The following is a 14,191-nucleotide window of genomic DNA, read 5'->3' as shown; positions in this document are numbered from 1 at the left end:
CGCCCGAGCGTGAGGCAGGAATGCTGATCGGAGCCCGCGCCTACGTGGCCGGTGTGAGCTTCATCACGACCTGCACGGCGGACGGCGCCGTCGGGTCCGCCGTCGCGTACTGGTCGTCTTCGCTCGGCCATCCGACGAAGCTGCGCGTGTTGTACTCGCCAAGGGTCGGGTGGGTTCCGATCGGGATGGCAGGCACGTCCTCGACGAAGATCTTCTGGATCTGGTTCAACGTGTCGGTTCGGGTCGCGTCATCCGAGGCGCTCGCGTACTTCTGCAGGAGCGCCGTCGCCGTCGGGTTGTCGTAGCGCCCGAAGTTGTCCGAGACCTGACCGCCCGAGGCCTGCTGCAGGTACGCGCCGTTCATGACGTCGTCGTAGATGTGCCACGGGTTGGAGCCCGATCCGCTCCAGTGCAGTGCCGCCTCGAAGTTGCCCGAGGAGAGGTTGCCGAACCAGGTGTTGGCATCGGGGGTGGCGACCTTCGCGTCCGCGCCGAGCGTGTTCTTGACCTGCGTCGCCACGAGCTGGATGCCGGTGACGTAGTCGTTCCATCCCTGCGGGTCTTGCAGCGTGAAGGACACGGGCGCGCCCGACGGGTCCATCAGGGCGCCGTCCTTCCACGTGTAGCCGGCGTCCGTCAGCACCTTCTTCGCGCCGTCGACGTCGATCGTGAAGTTCTGGTCCTTGTACTCGGGGGCGATGTACTGGTCGCCGGTGGGCTGCGGGATGCCGGTGACGTTCGTCAGTTCGGGGCCCGCATTGCTGCGTGCCTTCTCGGCGTGGGCCTTGCGGTCGATGACCATGTTGACGGCCTTGCGGAAGGCGACGTCGTTGAACGGGGCCTTCGTCGTGTTGACGACGATCATGTCGGGGCTCAGCACGTTGGCGCCCCAGAACACGTTGTGCTGCGGGTCCTTGTCGACGTAGTTCGTCTGGTAGTCGGTGATGAAGATCTGCGCCCAGTCGACCTCCTTGGTCTGCAGCGCACGCAGCAGACCGGTGTTGTCGTTGTACTCCAGGTACTTCAGTTCGGCCACGGGGACGGTCCCGCCCCAGTAGTCCGTGCGGGCGGAGAGGACGACACCCTGCGACGAGAAGCTCTTGACCGTGTAGGGGCCGGTGCCGATCGCGTCTTTGACGGCGTCCTTCGACGGGTCCGCGATGCCCTTCCACTGGTGCTCGGGAACGATCGCGGTCTGCAGGACGTCACCCTGCTTGACGAACTTCGACTCGCTGAAGGAGAGCACGACGTTATCGCCGTCCTTCGCGATGCTCGACAGCTTGAGTCCGGCGAGGTCGAGAGCCGGTGTGTTCTTGATCATCGTGAAGGTGAAGATGATGTCGTCGGCGGTGAAGTCCTGGCCGTCGCTCCACTTCACGCCCGCGCGGGGGTGCACGGTCAGCTGGGTGTAGTCGGCGTTCCATTCCACCTTGTCGGCGAGCCAGGGCGTGGTCTCGTTCTTGCCGACGGGGTTCACCAAGGCGAGGGGCTCGTAGATCATGCGGTCGTAGCCGAGCGACATGCCGGAGCCCGTGGTGATGAACGGGTTGTTGATCTGGGTGGCCAGCACGGCGGCGCCGTCGGGCTTGGCGATCGTGAGCGAACCGGTGCTCGCGCTGCTGCCGCCGGACGTCCCGCCCGCGCAGCCGCTGAGCACGAGAGCTCCGAGGAGGACAGCGGTGGCGCCCGCGATCACATGCTTTTTGAACCTCATTGTTTCTCCTTGTGATGGACGTCCTCGCCTTCGAGGTCGACGATGGGTAACTTACTTGTCAGTAAGTAAAACTGCAAACGCCCCATAGGCTACGGTTCGATAACGGAAGAACGGAGACCGGACGCGCATGCCCGTCGACAAGCGCCAGACGCGCAATCGCCCCGAGACGCTGACGCGACGTCGCGAAATCCTCGACGCCGCGGTGGAGATCTTCGGCAGCAAGGGCTTCGCGAGCGGGACGCTCGGCGACATCGCGGAGCAGGTCGGAATGACCCACGCCGGCATCCTGCACCACTTCGGCTCGAAGGATCAGCTGCTGCTCGAAGTGCTCAAGCATCGCGATGCCTCGGATGTCGCACATCTGGACGATCAGCACATCCCCGATGGGATGCCGCTGTTTCGCCATCTCGTGCGCACGGCGTTCCTGAACGCCCAGCGTGCCGGCATCGTGCAGGCCTACGCCGTGCTCTCCGCGGAATCGGTCACCGACGATCACCCGGGTCGCGAGTTCTTCGAGCGCCGCTACCGCACGCTCCGGGCCGAGGTCGCGCACGCGTTCGCCGTCGTCTGCGCGGAGCGCGGTGTGACCGCCCCGCACCGGATCGCCGACGCCTCCGCCGCCATCCTCGCCGTCATGGACGGACTGCAGGTGCAGTGGCTGCTCGAGCCCGATGCGCTCGATCTCGGGACGGCATCCGAATTCGCGATCGAGGCCATCGTCGCGGCCGTGCTCGATCCGCGGCCCTCACCGCTGGCCTGAGCCGGCGGCGCGGCCCTGCGGGCCTTAGGCCTGCATGTGCTCGATGGTGTAGTCGATCGCCTTGATGAGCTGGCGGACATCGTCGGGCTCGATCGAGACGAACGTCGCGATGCGCAGCTGGTTGCGTCCGAGCTTGCGGTACGGCTCGGTGTCGACGATGCCGTTGGCGCGCAGGCTGGCGGCGACGGCCGCGGCATCCACGCTCTCATCGAAGTCGATGGTGACAACGACGGGGGAGCGGTCGGCGGGATCGGCGACGAACGGGGTGGCCACCGGCGAGCTCTCGGCCCACTGGTAGAGAGCCTGCGAGGACTGCGCCGTGCGGGCCGCGGCCCAGCCGAGGCCCCCGTTGCCGTTGATCCATTCGAGCTGCTTGTCCAGAAGGACGAGGGTGGCGACCGCGGGGGTGTTCAGCGTCTGGTTGAGTCGCGAGTTGTCGAGAGCGTTCTTCAGGCTGAGGAACTCGGGGATGTAGCGACCGGATGCCGCGACGCGCTCGATGCGCTCGATCGCGGCGGGGGAGACCGCCGCGAACCACAGTCCGCCGTCGGAGCCGAGGTTCTTCTGCGGGGCGAAGTAGTAGACATCGGTCTGCGAGACGGCGAAGTTGATGCCGCCGGCCGCGCTCGTCGCATCGATCACCGTGAGGGCACCCTCGTCACCGGAGACACGGGAGATGGGTGCCGCGACGCCGGTGGAGGTCTCGTTGTGCGGCCAGGCGTACACGTCGACGCCCTCGACCGCCTCGGCGACCGTGCGCGTTCCGGCATCCGCCTTGCGCACGTCGGGCGCGTCGAGCCACGGGGCCGCGGCCGCCGCGGCGAACTTGCCGCCGAACTCGCCGAAGACGAGGTTCTGCGCTCGACGTTCGATGAGACCGAACGCGGCCGCGTCCCAGAACGCCGTCGAGCCGCCGTTGCCGAGGATGATCTCGTAGCCGTCGGGAAGACGCAGCAGGTCGCTGAGTCCCATGCGAACCTGGCCGACGAGGTTCTTGATCGGAGCCTGCCGGTGCGAGGTCCCCATCAGCACCGCGCCGGGGCCCGCCAGGGCAGCGAGCTGCTCCGGCCGGATCTTGGACGGTCCGCAACCGAAGCGACCGTCGGCGGGCAGGATCTCGCGGGGCAGCGTGACGTGGGCCATGCTCCCGATTCTAGGGTCAGCGCCGCCGGCGCCCCGCCGCGTCGCCGTAAGAAACGGATAGGCTGAGAAGACACCCACGAACGTGCGCGAGGCCTGCCCATGACCGATCTGATCGACACCACCGAGATGTACCTGCGTACCATCCTCGAGCTCGAGGAGGAGGGCATCGTCCCCCTGCGCGCGCGCATCTCGGAGCGTCTCGGACATTCCGGTCCGACCGTGTCGCAGACGATCGGGCGGATGGAGCGCGACGGTCTCGTCGTGGTCTCCGACGACCGTTCGCTCGAGCTCACGACGCCCGGGCGGCAGAAGGCCGTCGACGTCATGCGCAAGCATCGCCTGGCGGAGCGTCTGCTCAGCGACGTGATCGGTCTGGACTGGGCGTACGTGCACGAAGAGGCCTGCCGCTGGGAGCACGTGATGAGCGAGCTCGTCGAGCGTCGCCTGATCGAGCTGCTCGGTCATCCCACCGAGTCGCCCTACGGCAACCCGATCCCCGGGCTCGACCAGCTGGGCGACGTTCCGGCCCGCACCTTCGACGACGGCGTGGTGGGCCTGGTGCGCCTGCTCAACCAGACGGGCGGTCCCGTGCGCGGCACCGTCCGGCGCCTCGCCGAGCCGGTGCAGGTCGATCCCGAACTCCTCGAGCAGCTCCGCGACGCCGGCGTCGTGCCGGGAGGCGTCGGCGACTTCCGCTTCAGCGAGGGCTACGTGCTGGTGCAGATGGCGGACAAGGCGGATGGGCTGGAGCTGCCGGTCGAGGTCGCCTCGCACATCTTCCTCGTCGATGCCGTGCCGCACGCCTGAGCGTCACCCGGGAAGCGCCTGGGCATGAACACCTGTGCGTGACTTATTCGTTACCTTCCGGTAGCCTCGAAAAGTCCACGTGGCGAGAAGCCCGCCACGGACCTCCGCACGGATTGCCTCATCGGTTCGTCGTTCGCGCGGTGACACCCGTACATCTGTGCCCTGACACCGAGTGCCGACGAACCAGCGAGCCGTCCCGAGCGGGATCGCAGAGGCGCCGGAGGACAATTGGCTGAACAGTACGACCCGTCGCAGGAGATTCCCGAGTCCGAAGCGACGACACCCACCCGCCGCAGTCGCGCGCAGCGCGCCGCCGTGACCCGCGCTGCGGGCTCCGCCCCCGCCGTGCGCGAGGCGGCCGTCGCCAGGTCCGCGACGCCGCGACGAGCGCGCCGCAAAGGCCATCCCGTCCGCAGCTTCATCACGGTCGCCGCCGTCGGCGGTCTGATCGCCACGGTCGCGATCGCTCCCGCCTTCGCCGCCTCGAGCTCTAATTCCGCCGAAGCGGTCACGCTCCAGCAGGTCGCCGCGGAGAACGCGCAGGCGCTCGTCATCGCGTCCGAGGCGACGCCGGCCGCGCTGGCACGCGACAGCTACTCGGCGACGACGCCCGAGGAGATCCAGACCAAGAAGAACGAGGATGCCGCGAAGGCTGCCGCGGCGGCCCGCATCGCGGCGGCATCCACCGCCTCGGCCGATGCCTCGGTCTACACCGGCTCGCTCGCCGAGACCATCGCTCCGGCCGGCTCCGTCGTTCGTCCGCTGCCGTTCTTCAACCACTTCGGTGAGCCGTACCCGGGCCACAAGGGCACGGACTACATGGTCGACCGGTACACCCCGATCTATGCGATCGCCGACGGCGTCGTGGTCGAGTCGAGCGAGGACGGTCCCGGGTGGGGCGTCTACGTCAAGATCGCCCACAACATCGGCGGCAACACGGTGACCTCGCTGTACGCCCACATGTCGTACGGCACCCGCCGCGTCGTCGTCGGCGACACCGTGCGCGCCGGACAGATCATCGGTCAGGTCGGTGACACGGGCCGCGCGTTCGGCACCCACCTGCACCTCGAGATCTACGTCAACGGGTCGTGGACCAACGCCGAGGACTTCCTCGTCGCCAACGTCCACTGACGCCGTTCGCTCCCTTCGGGAGACACGCGGCATCCGTTCACCTCTGATTCGCCCTGGCGGCTTCTGCGTGCGTTAGCCTGATCCCGACGCTCGCACAGCCGAGGGGGAGCCGCATGGACACAGGACCTCGCATTCGAACCGTGAATGCGCTGGGCCGCTATGTCCTTCGGCATCGTGTGCACGACTGCCGCGACACTCGTCGTGGGTTCAAGGCGCTGTCTTCATGACAGCGCCTTTTTTCGTGCCCGCGCCGCCGCGCCTGTGCGACGTCGACAACGGAGAGCCGTCGAAGCCATCGACGGCCGTTCGAGAGGAACGCGCATGCGCACACTGGTGCTGAACGCCGGATACGAACCCCTGGCCGTCGTCTCGTTCAAGAGAGCCCTCGTGCTCGTCATGAACGAGAAGGCGACCGTCATCGAACGCATGGACGGCAATCCCGTCTGGGGCATCCGGGGGGCGTGCGACCGGCCGGCGGTGATCGTCCTCACCCGGTACGTGCGCGTGCCCGGGGCGCGCCGAGTGCCGGTCACCCGCCGCGGGGTCCTCCGCCGCGACGCCCACCGCTGCGCCTACTGCGGCAAGGGCGCCACGACCATCGATCACGTCCTGCCGCGTTCGCGCGGTGGTGCCGACTCGTGGGAGAACCTGGTGGCCGCCTGTCTGCGCTGCAACAACATGAAGGGCGATCGGACCCCGCAGGAGATGGGCTGGGAGCTGCGGTGGGCGCCGCAGCCGCCGCGCGGACCCCAGTGGACGGTGCGCGGCACCGAGCGCTCGGAGCCGGCATGGGAGCCCTATCTGTCGCTCGCCGCGTGAGGGACCTCGCCCGTCCGCCACGCGGCGGGTTCAGCCGGGCAGCACCGTGAGAGTCCAGCTGTCGGCGTCGCGCGTGTAGGCGATGCGGCGGCTGGCGGCGAGCGGGTTGGAGACCCAGAACACCAGGCGGCGCGGCGTGACGGCGAATCCGGCCCACGACGCGGGCGGGGTGAAGGAAGGGTCGTCGGCACCGCCGTGCGCCCGCAGGAACTCGTCCCAGCGCGCGCGCCGCTCGGTGAGCGGTAGCTGCGCGAAAGCGGCGGTGTTCTGCCACGCGAGCTGCTGGAGGTAGGGCGAGCGCCGACGGTACGCCTCATCGGACTCGGCGCGCGAGGAGCGCGACGCCGTGCCCTGGACGACCAGCTGCCGCGTGAACCCGGGCCACAGGATCGTGAGCGCGACGCCGGGGTCGGCGGCGAGTTCGGCGGCCTTGCGGCTGTCGGCATCGGTGTGGAAGAAGAATCGTTCCCCGTCGAAGTCGCTCAGCATCGTCGTGCGTGCGTCGGGCACTCCGTCGAGGCCGATGGTGGACACCGTCATCAGCAGGCGGTCCTCGCCCGGACCCGGAAGCCATTCGCGGGCGAGGGCGAGTGGGTCGGCGAGGGGCGTGTCGGATTGCACCGGGTCGCTGTCGTGATCGATCACCACGGGCGCGGGCGGGATGCCGGGAGCGTAGGAAGCCGTCACCCGAACACGAACCCGTCGATCTCGGCGAGCGCTTCGCACACGAAGTCGACCCCGCGCTCGTAGAGCTCCTTGCCGTGCGCGGCGTTCGCGCCGGTCGCGTCTCCGATCACTCCTTCCGGGCCGAAGTCGTCGCTCGTCCAGCCGAACATCACCGGCTTGCGGTTGAAGCCGATGTGGGTGAGACCGGCGATGTGCTCGGGGATGTTCCGCGCCGGCATCTCGGGGGCGACGAGGTGAGGGGCCAGGTGCATGACCAGCGAGGTCTCCGAGAAGCCGCCGTGGATGCCCTGGCCCTTCTCGTCGGGCCGGCCGTCGAGACCGTCGCCGGCTCCGGCGGCGGTCGCCGGCATCGAGAACGTGCGCAGGCCGAAGCGCCGGCGCAGTTCGCGATTGGCCCAGCCGAGCAGCATCACGTTGCCGCCGTGACCGTTGACGAACACGACGGTCGTGGCCGGAGTCATCGAGATGGAGCGGCCGATGTCGACCAGCGTCTCCAGCACCGTCGTGCCTTCGAGCCAGACGGTGCCGGGCGCCCAGTGGTGTTCGTCGGACTTGGCGTAGCTGATCGTCGGCAGCACCCACGCGTCGATCCCGTCGGCGGCGACCCGTTCGACCGCGGCGGTGGCGATCGCCTCGGCGACGAGGGCGTCGGTGCGCAGCGGCAGATGGGGGCCGTGGTGCTCGATCGCGCCGATCGGTACGACGGCGATCGACCTTTCCGTGAGCGCCGCCGTGAGCGCGGGCCCGGACAGGTCGGCCCAGTGGCGGGATGTCGGGGTGAACGGAGGCGTGAACGCGGCGGTCATCGGATGGATCCCTTCACCGGACCGGCGTAGTCCGGGTTGAGCTTGCCGGGGTTGAGGAGGCCCCGCGGGTCGGTGCTGCGGGCGAGTGCGACCGTCTCGGGCAGGCGGAAGTCGACGTTCCACTGGTGCGGGCTGTGCACGCCCACGCCGAGGGCGGTGAGCGCGGCGATGCCGTCGGCGACCTGTTCCGGGCTCTCGTAGACACCGGCCAGCATGCCGATCGGACGCAGCGCCGTCGCCTCGATGTGCAGGTGCGCGCCGGGGTAGACGGCCATGACCTCGTCGTGGCGATCGATGAGCGCGTCGCCGCCCACCTCGACGTGGAAGTAGACGCCCGGCTCGGACTTCTGCAGCCATTCGATCGGGTGGTTGTAGCTGAGCACCGAGATCGCGGCCGAGACCTGGGGGCCTTCGCGCACGTCTTCGATGCGGCCGCCGGCGGCCGTGATGATGCGCGAGGCCTCCTCGACCAGGCTCGCGTCGATGATCGTGCGCAGCGAGCTGCGCCCCTCCGGGAAGGCCGGGTCCGGCGGAAGCTGGGCCGACACGTGCGGATCATCGGCGGAGACGAGCCGCGGGGTCGGGCTCAGCGCCGCCAGACGCTGGAGAACCGACATCGAGCCGGCGAAGTCGTCGAAAGACGCGTAGAGCCCGCGCCAGTCGTTCATCGGCTCGAGGCGCACCGTGGCACGCGCGATGATGCCCGCCGTGCCGTAGTTGTGCACGTAGCCGAGCGCGTCGTCGCCCTCGACGTGCACGAGCGCGCCTTCGGATGCCGGGGTCACGACGTCCAACGCCAGGACGAACCCCTCGTGGTTGGAGCCGTGCGCGATCGAACCGGTGCCGCCGGAGCCGCCGGAGAGGAACCCTCCGAGCGTCGAGTGCACTGTCGAGGGGTACATCCACAGCTGCTGGCCGTGCTGGCGGGCGGCGAGCTCGAGGGTAGCCATCGGAGCGCCCGCCTCGGCCGTGATCCACCCGTCGCCGACCTCGACGATCGCGCGGGCGCGGGAGGTGTCGAGCACGAGTCCGCCGGGCATGGGGATCGCCTGGCCGTAGTTGCCGGTGCCCTTTCCGCGCGGCGTCACCGGCGCACCGTGCGCCACGGCGATGCGGACGGTCTCCGCGATCTGCTCGGCATCCGCGGGAAAGGCGACGAGGTCGGCGACGCCGAGCGGAAGCTGCTCGGCGATGATCGGCGACATGCGCGCGCCGTCGACCGATGCCTTCTCGCGCTGACGCGGGTCGCTGGAGATGCCGCGGGGTCCGAGCGCGGCGGCCAGGTCCGCCTCGAGGGCGGCGTAGTCGGGGGTCGGCGCGGCGACAGTCGCCGCGGGATCGAGGACGTCGGTGGGGGTCGCGCCGGTCATCTCGGTTTCCTTTCGTGTGTCATAGTCTTCAGTCATGTCGGATGCCGCCTCCTCGCGCCGTGGCGCCCCGGGTGACGACGGGCCCGCATCCGCGTCGCGGGCGCTGGGTGCCCGGATCCGGGCGCTGCGCCAGAGTCGCGGGATGACGCTCACCCAGGTCGCGGTGCAGGCGGAGCTGTCGCACTCGTTCCTGAGCCAGGTCGAGCGCGGGCTGGAACGGATGAGCATGACGTCGCTGTTCCGCGTCGCGCAGGCGCTGGGCACCACGCAGCAGGCGCTGCTGACCGACGACGCCGACGCGGCGCCGAGAGGCGCGGGCAGCTTCCACGTCTTCCGCGCGAGCGAAGCGACGCCACTGGATGCCGGGGGCAGCCCGATGCGGGTGCTCGCCCGCGATCATCCGCGCTTCGTGCCGATGGTGATGTCGGGGACTTTCACCGAGGACCTGTGGTGGGTGCACGACGAGGAGGAGTTCGTCTACGTGCTCCAGGGACGACTCGTGGTGGTGCTGGAGGCCGAGGAGTTCGCTCTGGAAGCGGGGGATGCCGTGTATTACCAAGGCGGCATACGTCACCGCTGGCGCACCGATCCGGGTGAGAGCGTGCAGGTCCTCACCGTCAAGGAAGGCAGCGCCGGCGCGCACTGAGAGACGGATCACGACCCGCCTCCGAGCTCGCGTGCGACGGTGGCGAGGTCTGCGGCATACGCGGCCTCATCCCCGGGTCGGGCACCTCCCGCGATGACCACGCCGCCGACCTCGCCCGTGGCGATCAGCGCCTGCCCGTAAGCGACGGCGAGGCGGATGCCCTCTGCACGCACGTCGCGCGCGGCGAAGAGGCGATCGATGAAGCCGGACGGCAGCTTCGCGGCGTGGAAGGAGACGAGCAGCTCAGCGCCCTCGCGATCGACCACGAGAGGAACGCCGGGAAGCACCGGCACGTCGGAGCCCGCCGCGCGGCAGAGCGCCACGAAGGCGGCGACCTCCTCGGCATCCCCGGCGTACTGCGTGAGGCACATCCTCCCTCCGGCGCGCTGCTTCTCGGCGACGCGTGCGCCGCGTTCGGCGATGGGCGGGGCGGCGGGCGACTCGGCGAACGACGTGAGAAGCCCGAGGGCGGCCGCGCGCGGGAGCGTCGTGGTCGATTCGAGGTCGAACACGGGGCGTGCGTCGGGGCGGTCGCCCGTCTGCGTGTGATCGCCCGTGACGCAGTGCACCCCGGCGACACCCAGGGCTCGCAGCGAGAGCAGTTCGCGCTCCAGCGCGGTGCGGTTGCGGTCGCGGGTGTTGAACCCCATCCACAGTCGCAGCCCGGTCGCGCCGATCAGCGCCGCACGGTAGGACGGAGGAAACTGCACGCGGGAGCGTCCGGCGTCGCCGGACAGGACGGCGTCGACGCTGCCGATCAGCGCCTCGGCCGTCGTGCCCACGGCGTCGGCGCGCAAGGCGCGCACGGGAAAGCCCGTGAACACGAGTGGTCGCCGCGCCGCGATCGCGACCAGCTCGCGCCCGGCGAGTGTCGATGCCGTCGACGGGTCACCGGAGCCGGCCTCCGGATCCGTCGCACGCGCCGCAGCGCCCGTCCAGCGTACGGGCAGCTCGCGAGCGAGGAACACGCACGGGGTCGGGTGCACCTCGCACGTGCCGTCGGCGTTCACACCGCCGCAGGGACCGTAGGCCATCGACTTCGGGCACCCGGCGACGCGGCTGGACAGCGCCGCGGGCGTGGAGGTCACGATGCTCATGCGATGCTCGCCGTCTCCGCGGCGATCACGGCCCGCAGTCGCGCCGCTGCCGACGCCAGAGCATCGACCGCGGCGAGTTCGGCGGCGTCCGCCCGATCGGGCGGCTCGGTGGCCCCAGCCGCGATCGCCGACAGGTGGACGCCCACGACCCCGGGGATCGCGAGTGCACGGTGCGCCCAGGCGACGGCGGCGGCGATGCCCGACTCGACCGGGTCGTCGGCGCCGGCCACCGCCATGACGAGTTCGTCCGGCAGTCCGACTCCGGGAAGCGCGGCCAGCCGTCGGGTCGTCGCGGCCGACGTGAGCACCGGAACCGACACGAGAACCGGCACGGGAGTCGCCGTGGTTGCCAGAGCGGCGGTGAAGCGGCGGATCTCGGCGAGGTCGCCGCAGAGGTTCAGGATGCCGAGTTCCGCCCCGGCGTGCGCTTTGCGCGCGAGACGGGTGGGACGGTAGTCGACCGGCGGCGCGGAGGGCTGCTCGGCCACGGCGACGAAGAGCCCGGCCCGGCGGGCGAGCGCCGCGAGACGTGTCGCGTCGAGGTCGAAGACCGGCTGCGCCTGCGGGAGGGCGGTGGAGGCAGGGTGATCGCCGGTCACGGCGAGCACGCCGGACACGCCCAGGTCGGCGAGCGCGGCGAGCTCACCCTCGATCGCGACGCGGTTGCGGTCGCGGCAGGTGAGACCGGCCACCACGCGAGATCCGGCGGCGGCGAGCAGGAGCGCCTTGTGAGTCGGGCTGAGCGCCTCCCGCAGCCCGGGCGGCTCACCGGCGATCACGGCGGTCAGCTCTCGCAGTCGCACGCCCGCCTCGGTGATGACGCCCGGGTCGACGGAGCGCACCGGAAGGTCGGCCGTGATGACCGCACCCGCGTCGACCAGGGCCGCGAACGCCGTCGACGCCTCTCCTCGCGGCAGGACCGGCAGCGCGTCGCCGCTGTCGCGGGCGGCGACCGGAGCGTCCACCTCTGCGGTGGAGAACTCCAGATGACGCAGCGCCGCGGCGTCATCGACGAACGAGCATCGGATGCCGGGCACTTCGCAGCCGCCGTCGATCGTGACACCGCCGCAGGGCCCGTGGATCATGCGTTTCGGGCAGCGCCGTGTCGCCTCATGCAGGCGCAGAGAAGCGGTCACGGGTGTTCCTCTCGCGGTGGCGGGCCGGTCCGACGATGTTGGTGTCGCCAACAATGCCACTGTAGAAGCCCGCCGTTTCGCCGGTGTTACGGTCGCGTGTGCGTCGATGTCGGCGCGAGATCACGCGGTGTGCGGGCCCTAGAGTGAGGCCCATGCCGATGTCCGAGCTTGCCGCCTCCCGCCTCGACGACTGGCTGGAGAAGCTGTCCGCGCCCGTGCCCGATCCCGGTGGGGGCGCCGCCGCCGGGATCGTGATCGCCACCGGTGCCGCCCTGGTCGCCATGGCGGCCGGGTACGTCCGGGCAGACGCGGCGGCGGAGCTCGTCGCCACGGCGACCCGGGTGCGCGGCGAAGCGCTCGCCGCCGCGGAGCACGACGGGCGGATGTCGGGCCTGCTCGTCGCCGCCTTCCGGCGCCCGACCGACGACCCCGGGCGCGAGGAGGCGCTGCGCACCGCCACCGTCGCCGCTGCGGATGCCGGTGCCGGTCTGGTCGCGCTCGCGGCATCCCTGGACGGCACCCTCCTCTGGCTGGAGCGTTTCGGCGAGGCGCGCCTGGCTCCCGATGTCGCCGTCGCGGCGCGAATGCTCGCCTGCGGCATCCGCTCGACCGCCGTCAACATCCGTGGGAACACCACGAGCGCCGCCGCTGCGGGAGTCGACGCTCCGACCCTGCAGCGGCTGCGCGCCGCGGGGGAGCGGGCGGAGCAGGCCGCTGCCCGCTTGGACGCGGTGGCAGAGCGGGTGACCGCGACGCTCTGAGAACACGCCGATGCCCTGACCCCGCGGAGGGAGTCAGGGCATCGGCCGTGAGGACGGTCAGTTCATCTTGATCGACGTGTCGATGAACTGGTTCGTGTAGAGCTCGGACGGATCGATCGCCGATGCGGCGGCCTGCGTGATGCTACCGGCGGTGACGAGGAAGGGCGTGAAGTCCTTCACGATCGACGCCATACGGTCGGGGTCGAACTGGCCGAACACGCCCGATGCCTTGTCGTTGGCGACGAGCCCCAGCTTCTTCTGCTGCTCGACGGAGAACTGCGCGACGCCCTCGGAGTAGGTCCAGCCCGTGTCGTACTTCTCGACGAGGTCGAGGATCACGGCGTTGCCGTGCTCGGGCGCGTTGAGGAAGTCGATCTGCGACTGCTGCATGATCGGGACGAGCTTCTTCAGGCAGTCGGCCTTGTCGGTGACGTCGGCCTTTCGCACCGCGAGCGGCTCGGGGTAGATGTTGTAGCCGAGCTCGGACAGCAGCTGGTAGCCGACGTCCTTGCCCCACTGCGAGATCTCGTTCTTGTAGATGTAGGGCTCGGCGGTCGCGAAGCCCTGCTGCAGGATCTTCGGGTCGGAGACGAAGCGCTGCGGGGTGCCCTCGTAGCTCGTGTCGATCTGCGACTTCGTGATGATGCCCTGCGAGAGCAGGAGGTTCGGGATCACGTCGCCGGAGGTGACGATCGGGTCGCCGCCGGACGCGGCCTCCTTGATCGTCGTCGCGCCGTTGTGGCTCGCCGGGTCCCACATGAGGATCTGCGGGCTGAAGGTCAGCTGCGAGGTCACCGCGACGGTGGGCTGGTCGGCGTTCGCGACGATCGCGGCGTCGGTGTTGACCGCACCGATGAGGATGTCGGTGTCGAGGTACATCAGGGCGGGGACGGGCTGGAAGTTGACCGCGGGGCCGCCGGAGCGCACCTCGATCTTGACACCGGTGTCGGTGCCGTTGACGACCAGGGGACCGGTGACCGTCTTCTTGTCGGTGTCGACGGTGTAGCCGTCGCCGACGAGGTTGTACATGGCGCCGTGCTCGGACTCGGGCTGCCAGTCCTGCTGCATGACGACGGTCGCCGGGCAGACGCTGGCGAGGTCGAGCGGGCCGCCCTTCTCGGCGACGTTCGCCGCCGAGGAGGTCGCCGGAGCCGCGGCGTCGGTGCTGGAACATCCCGCGACGGCGGCGACGGTGGCGGCGAGCGCTCCGATCGCGACGGTGCGTGCGATCACGCGGCGGGAGAGAAAGGCGGGCTGTGACACGGTGTCCTCCTGGAAGGCTTCGGGTGCGGTGTGGACAGACGGGTGGTGCGT

General features: G+C 70.1%; 14 protein-coding genes. 6 read left to right on the top strand and 8 right to left on the bottom strand.

The genetic code is table 11. The annotated features are described in order from the left end of the window. Window positions 1-40 precede the first annotated feature (40 nt). On the bottom strand, window positions 41-1,714 hold the full coding sequence (locus tag PP359_RS14750; RefSeq protein ID WP_499250942.1) for an ABC transporter substrate-binding protein: 1,674 nt from the start codon (window positions 1,712-1,714) through the stop codon (window positions 41-43). Window positions 1,715-1,841: 127 nt separating this feature from the next. Here PP359_RS14750 and PP359_RS14745 point away from each other — a divergent pair, with 127 nt between their 5' ends. Then, on the top strand, window positions 1,842-2,474 hold the full coding sequence (locus PP359_RS14745; RefSeq protein WP_036316557.1) for a TetR/AcrR family transcriptional regulator: 633 nt from the start codon (window positions 1,842-1,844) through the stop codon (window positions 2,472-2,474). A 24-nt stretch (window positions 2,475-2,498) separates the two neighbouring features. On the opposite strand, the gene serC is transcribed toward PP359_RS14745, so the two are convergent. Further along, window positions 2,499-3,617, bottom strand: a complete 1,119-nt coding sequence (serC, locus tag PP359_RS14740; RefSeq protein ID WP_039411892.1) for a phosphoserine transaminase — start codon at window positions 3,615-3,617, stop codon at window positions 2,499-2,501. A gap of 99 nt (window positions 3,618-3,716) precedes the next feature. Here serC and PP359_RS14735 point away from each other — a divergent pair, with 99 nt between their 5' ends. The 3 genes from PP359_RS14735 (at window position 3,717) to PP359_RS14725 (ending at window position 6,374) form a co-directional block, all read left to right on the top strand. Further along, window positions 3,717-4,424: an iron-dependent transcriptional repressor DtxR gene (locus PP359_RS14735; RefSeq protein WP_036316554.1), complete on the top strand. Its 708-nt coding sequence runs from the start codon at window positions 3,717-3,719 to the stop codon at window positions 4,422-4,424. Window positions 4,425-4,652: 228 nt separating this feature from the next. Next, the gene (locus tag PP359_RS14730) at window positions 4,653-5,555 is read left to right on the top strand and encodes a M23 family metallopeptidase (RefSeq protein WP_499250941.1); all 903 of its coding nucleotides are present in this window, start codon (window positions 4,653-4,655) and stop codon (window positions 5,553-5,555) included. 321 nt (window positions 5,556-5,876) lie between these two features. Beyond that, window positions 5,877-6,374, top strand: coding sequence for an HNH endonuclease (locus PP359_RS14725; protein ID WP_036289890.1), 498 nt, complete (start codon window positions 5,877-5,879; stop codon window positions 6,372-6,374). A gap of 30 nt (window positions 6,375-6,404) precedes the next feature. On the opposite strand, the gene PP359_RS14720 is transcribed toward PP359_RS14725, so the two are convergent. Genes PP359_RS14720 through PP359_RS14710 form a run of 3 tightly spaced genes read right to left on the bottom strand, consistent with a single transcriptional unit; the run spans window position 6,405 to window position 9,237 of the window. Beyond that, window positions 6,405-7,061: a pyridoxine/pyridoxamine 5'-phosphate oxidase gene (locus PP359_RS14720; protein WP_499250940.1), complete on the bottom strand. Its 657-nt coding sequence runs from the start codon at window positions 7,059-7,061 to the stop codon at window positions 6,405-6,407. Next, complete coding sequence (locus tag PP359_RS14715) at window positions 7,058-7,867, bottom strand: creatininase family protein (RefSeq protein WP_347417514.1); 810 nt, start codon at window positions 7,865-7,867, stop codon at window positions 7,058-7,060. The genes PP359_RS14720 and PP359_RS14715 overlap by 4 nt, the downstream gene beginning before the upstream one ends. After that, the gene (locus tag PP359_RS14710) at window positions 7,864-9,237 is read right to left on the bottom strand and encodes an FAD-binding oxidoreductase (protein WP_499250939.1); all 1,374 of its coding nucleotides are present in this window, start codon (window positions 9,235-9,237) and stop codon (window positions 7,864-7,866) included. The genes PP359_RS14715 and PP359_RS14710 overlap by 4 nt, the downstream gene beginning before the upstream one ends. Window positions 9,238-9,271: 34 nt before the next feature. Here PP359_RS14710 and PP359_RS14705 point away from each other — a divergent pair, with 34 nt between their 5' ends. Then, window positions 9,272-9,883, top strand: a complete 612-nt coding sequence (locus tag PP359_RS14705) for a helix-turn-helix domain-containing protein (protein WP_036316547.1) — start codon at window positions 9,272-9,274, stop codon at window positions 9,881-9,883. A gap of 8 nt (window positions 9,884-9,891) precedes the next feature. Here PP359_RS14705 and PP359_RS14700 read toward each other — a convergent pair whose 3' ends face one another. After that, complete coding sequence (locus PP359_RS14700) at window positions 9,892-10,980, bottom strand: methylenetetrahydrofolate reductase C-terminal domain-containing protein (RefSeq protein WP_499250938.1); 1,089 nt, start codon at window positions 10,978-10,980, stop codon at window positions 9,892-9,894. After that, on the bottom strand, window positions 10,977-12,116 hold the full coding sequence (locus PP359_RS14695; protein WP_499250937.1) for a methylenetetrahydrofolate reductase: 1,140 nt from the start codon (window positions 12,114-12,116) through the stop codon (window positions 10,977-10,979). Before PP359_RS14695 ends, PP359_RS14700 begins: the two co-directional genes overlap by 4 nt. 152 nt (window positions 12,117-12,268) lie before the next feature. Here PP359_RS14695 and PP359_RS14690 point away from each other — a divergent pair, with 152 nt between their 5' ends. Beyond that, window positions 12,269-12,877, top strand: a complete 609-nt coding sequence (locus PP359_RS14690; RefSeq protein ID WP_499250936.1) for a cyclodeaminase/cyclohydrolase family protein — start codon at window positions 12,269-12,271, stop codon at window positions 12,875-12,877. Between the two features lie 57 nt (window positions 12,878-12,934). Here PP359_RS14690 and PP359_RS14685 read toward each other — a convergent pair whose 3' ends face one another. After that, window positions 12,935-14,140, bottom strand: coding sequence for a hypothetical protein (locus tag PP359_RS14685; protein WP_112930994.1), 1,206 nt, complete (start codon window positions 14,138-14,140; stop codon window positions 12,935-12,937). Window positions 14,141-14,191 lie beyond the last annotated feature (51 nt).

The sequence above is a fragment of the Sphingomonas sp. BLCC-B65 genome, assembly GCF_028550675.1.
Lineage (GTDB): Bacteria > Actinomycetota > Actinomycetes > Actinomycetales > Microbacteriaceae > Microbacterium.
Note: the sequence above shows the minus strand (reverse complement) of the source record. Positions and strands in the feature narration are given on the sequence as shown.

Bases quoted from the DNA above. Each gene is read 5' to 3' on its own strand.
- PP359_RS14750 (WP_499250942.1), bottom strand. From the start codon at position 1,714: ATGAGGTTCAAAAAGCATGTGATCGCGGGCGCCACCGCTGTCCTCCTC.
- PP359_RS14745 (WP_036316557.1), top strand. From the start codon at position 1,842: ATGCCCGTCGACAAGCGCCAGACGCGCAATCGCCCCGAGACGCTGACG.
- serC (WP_039411892.1), bottom strand. From the start codon at position 3,617: ATGGCCCACGTCACGCTGCCCCGCGAGATCCTGCCCGCCGACGGTCGC.
- PP359_RS14735 (WP_036316554.1), top strand. From the start codon at position 3,717: ATGACCGATCTGATCGACACCACCGAGATGTACCTGCGTACCATCCTC.
- PP359_RS14725 (WP_036289890.1), top strand. From the start codon at position 5,877: ATGCGCACACTGGTGCTGAACGCCGGATACGAACCCCTGGCCGTCGTC.
- PP359_RS14715 (WP_347417514.1), bottom strand. From the start codon at position 7,867: ATGACCGCCGCGTTCACGCCTCCGTTCACCCCGACATCCCGCCACTGG.
- PP359_RS14710 (WP_499250939.1), bottom strand. From the start codon at position 9,237: ATGACCGGCGCGACCCCCACCGACGTCCTCGATCCCGCGGCGACTGTC.
- PP359_RS14705 (WP_036316547.1), top strand. From the start codon at position 9,272: ATGTCGGATGCCGCCTCCTCGCGCCGTGGCGCCCCGGGTGACGACGGG.
- PP359_RS14700 (WP_499250938.1), bottom strand. From the start codon at position 10,980: ATGAGCATCGTGACCTCCACGCCCGCGGCGCTGTCCAGCCGCGTCGCC.
- PP359_RS14690 (WP_499250936.1), top strand. From the start codon at position 12,269: ATGCCGATGTCCGAGCTTGCCGCCTCCCGCCTCGACGACTGGCTGGAG.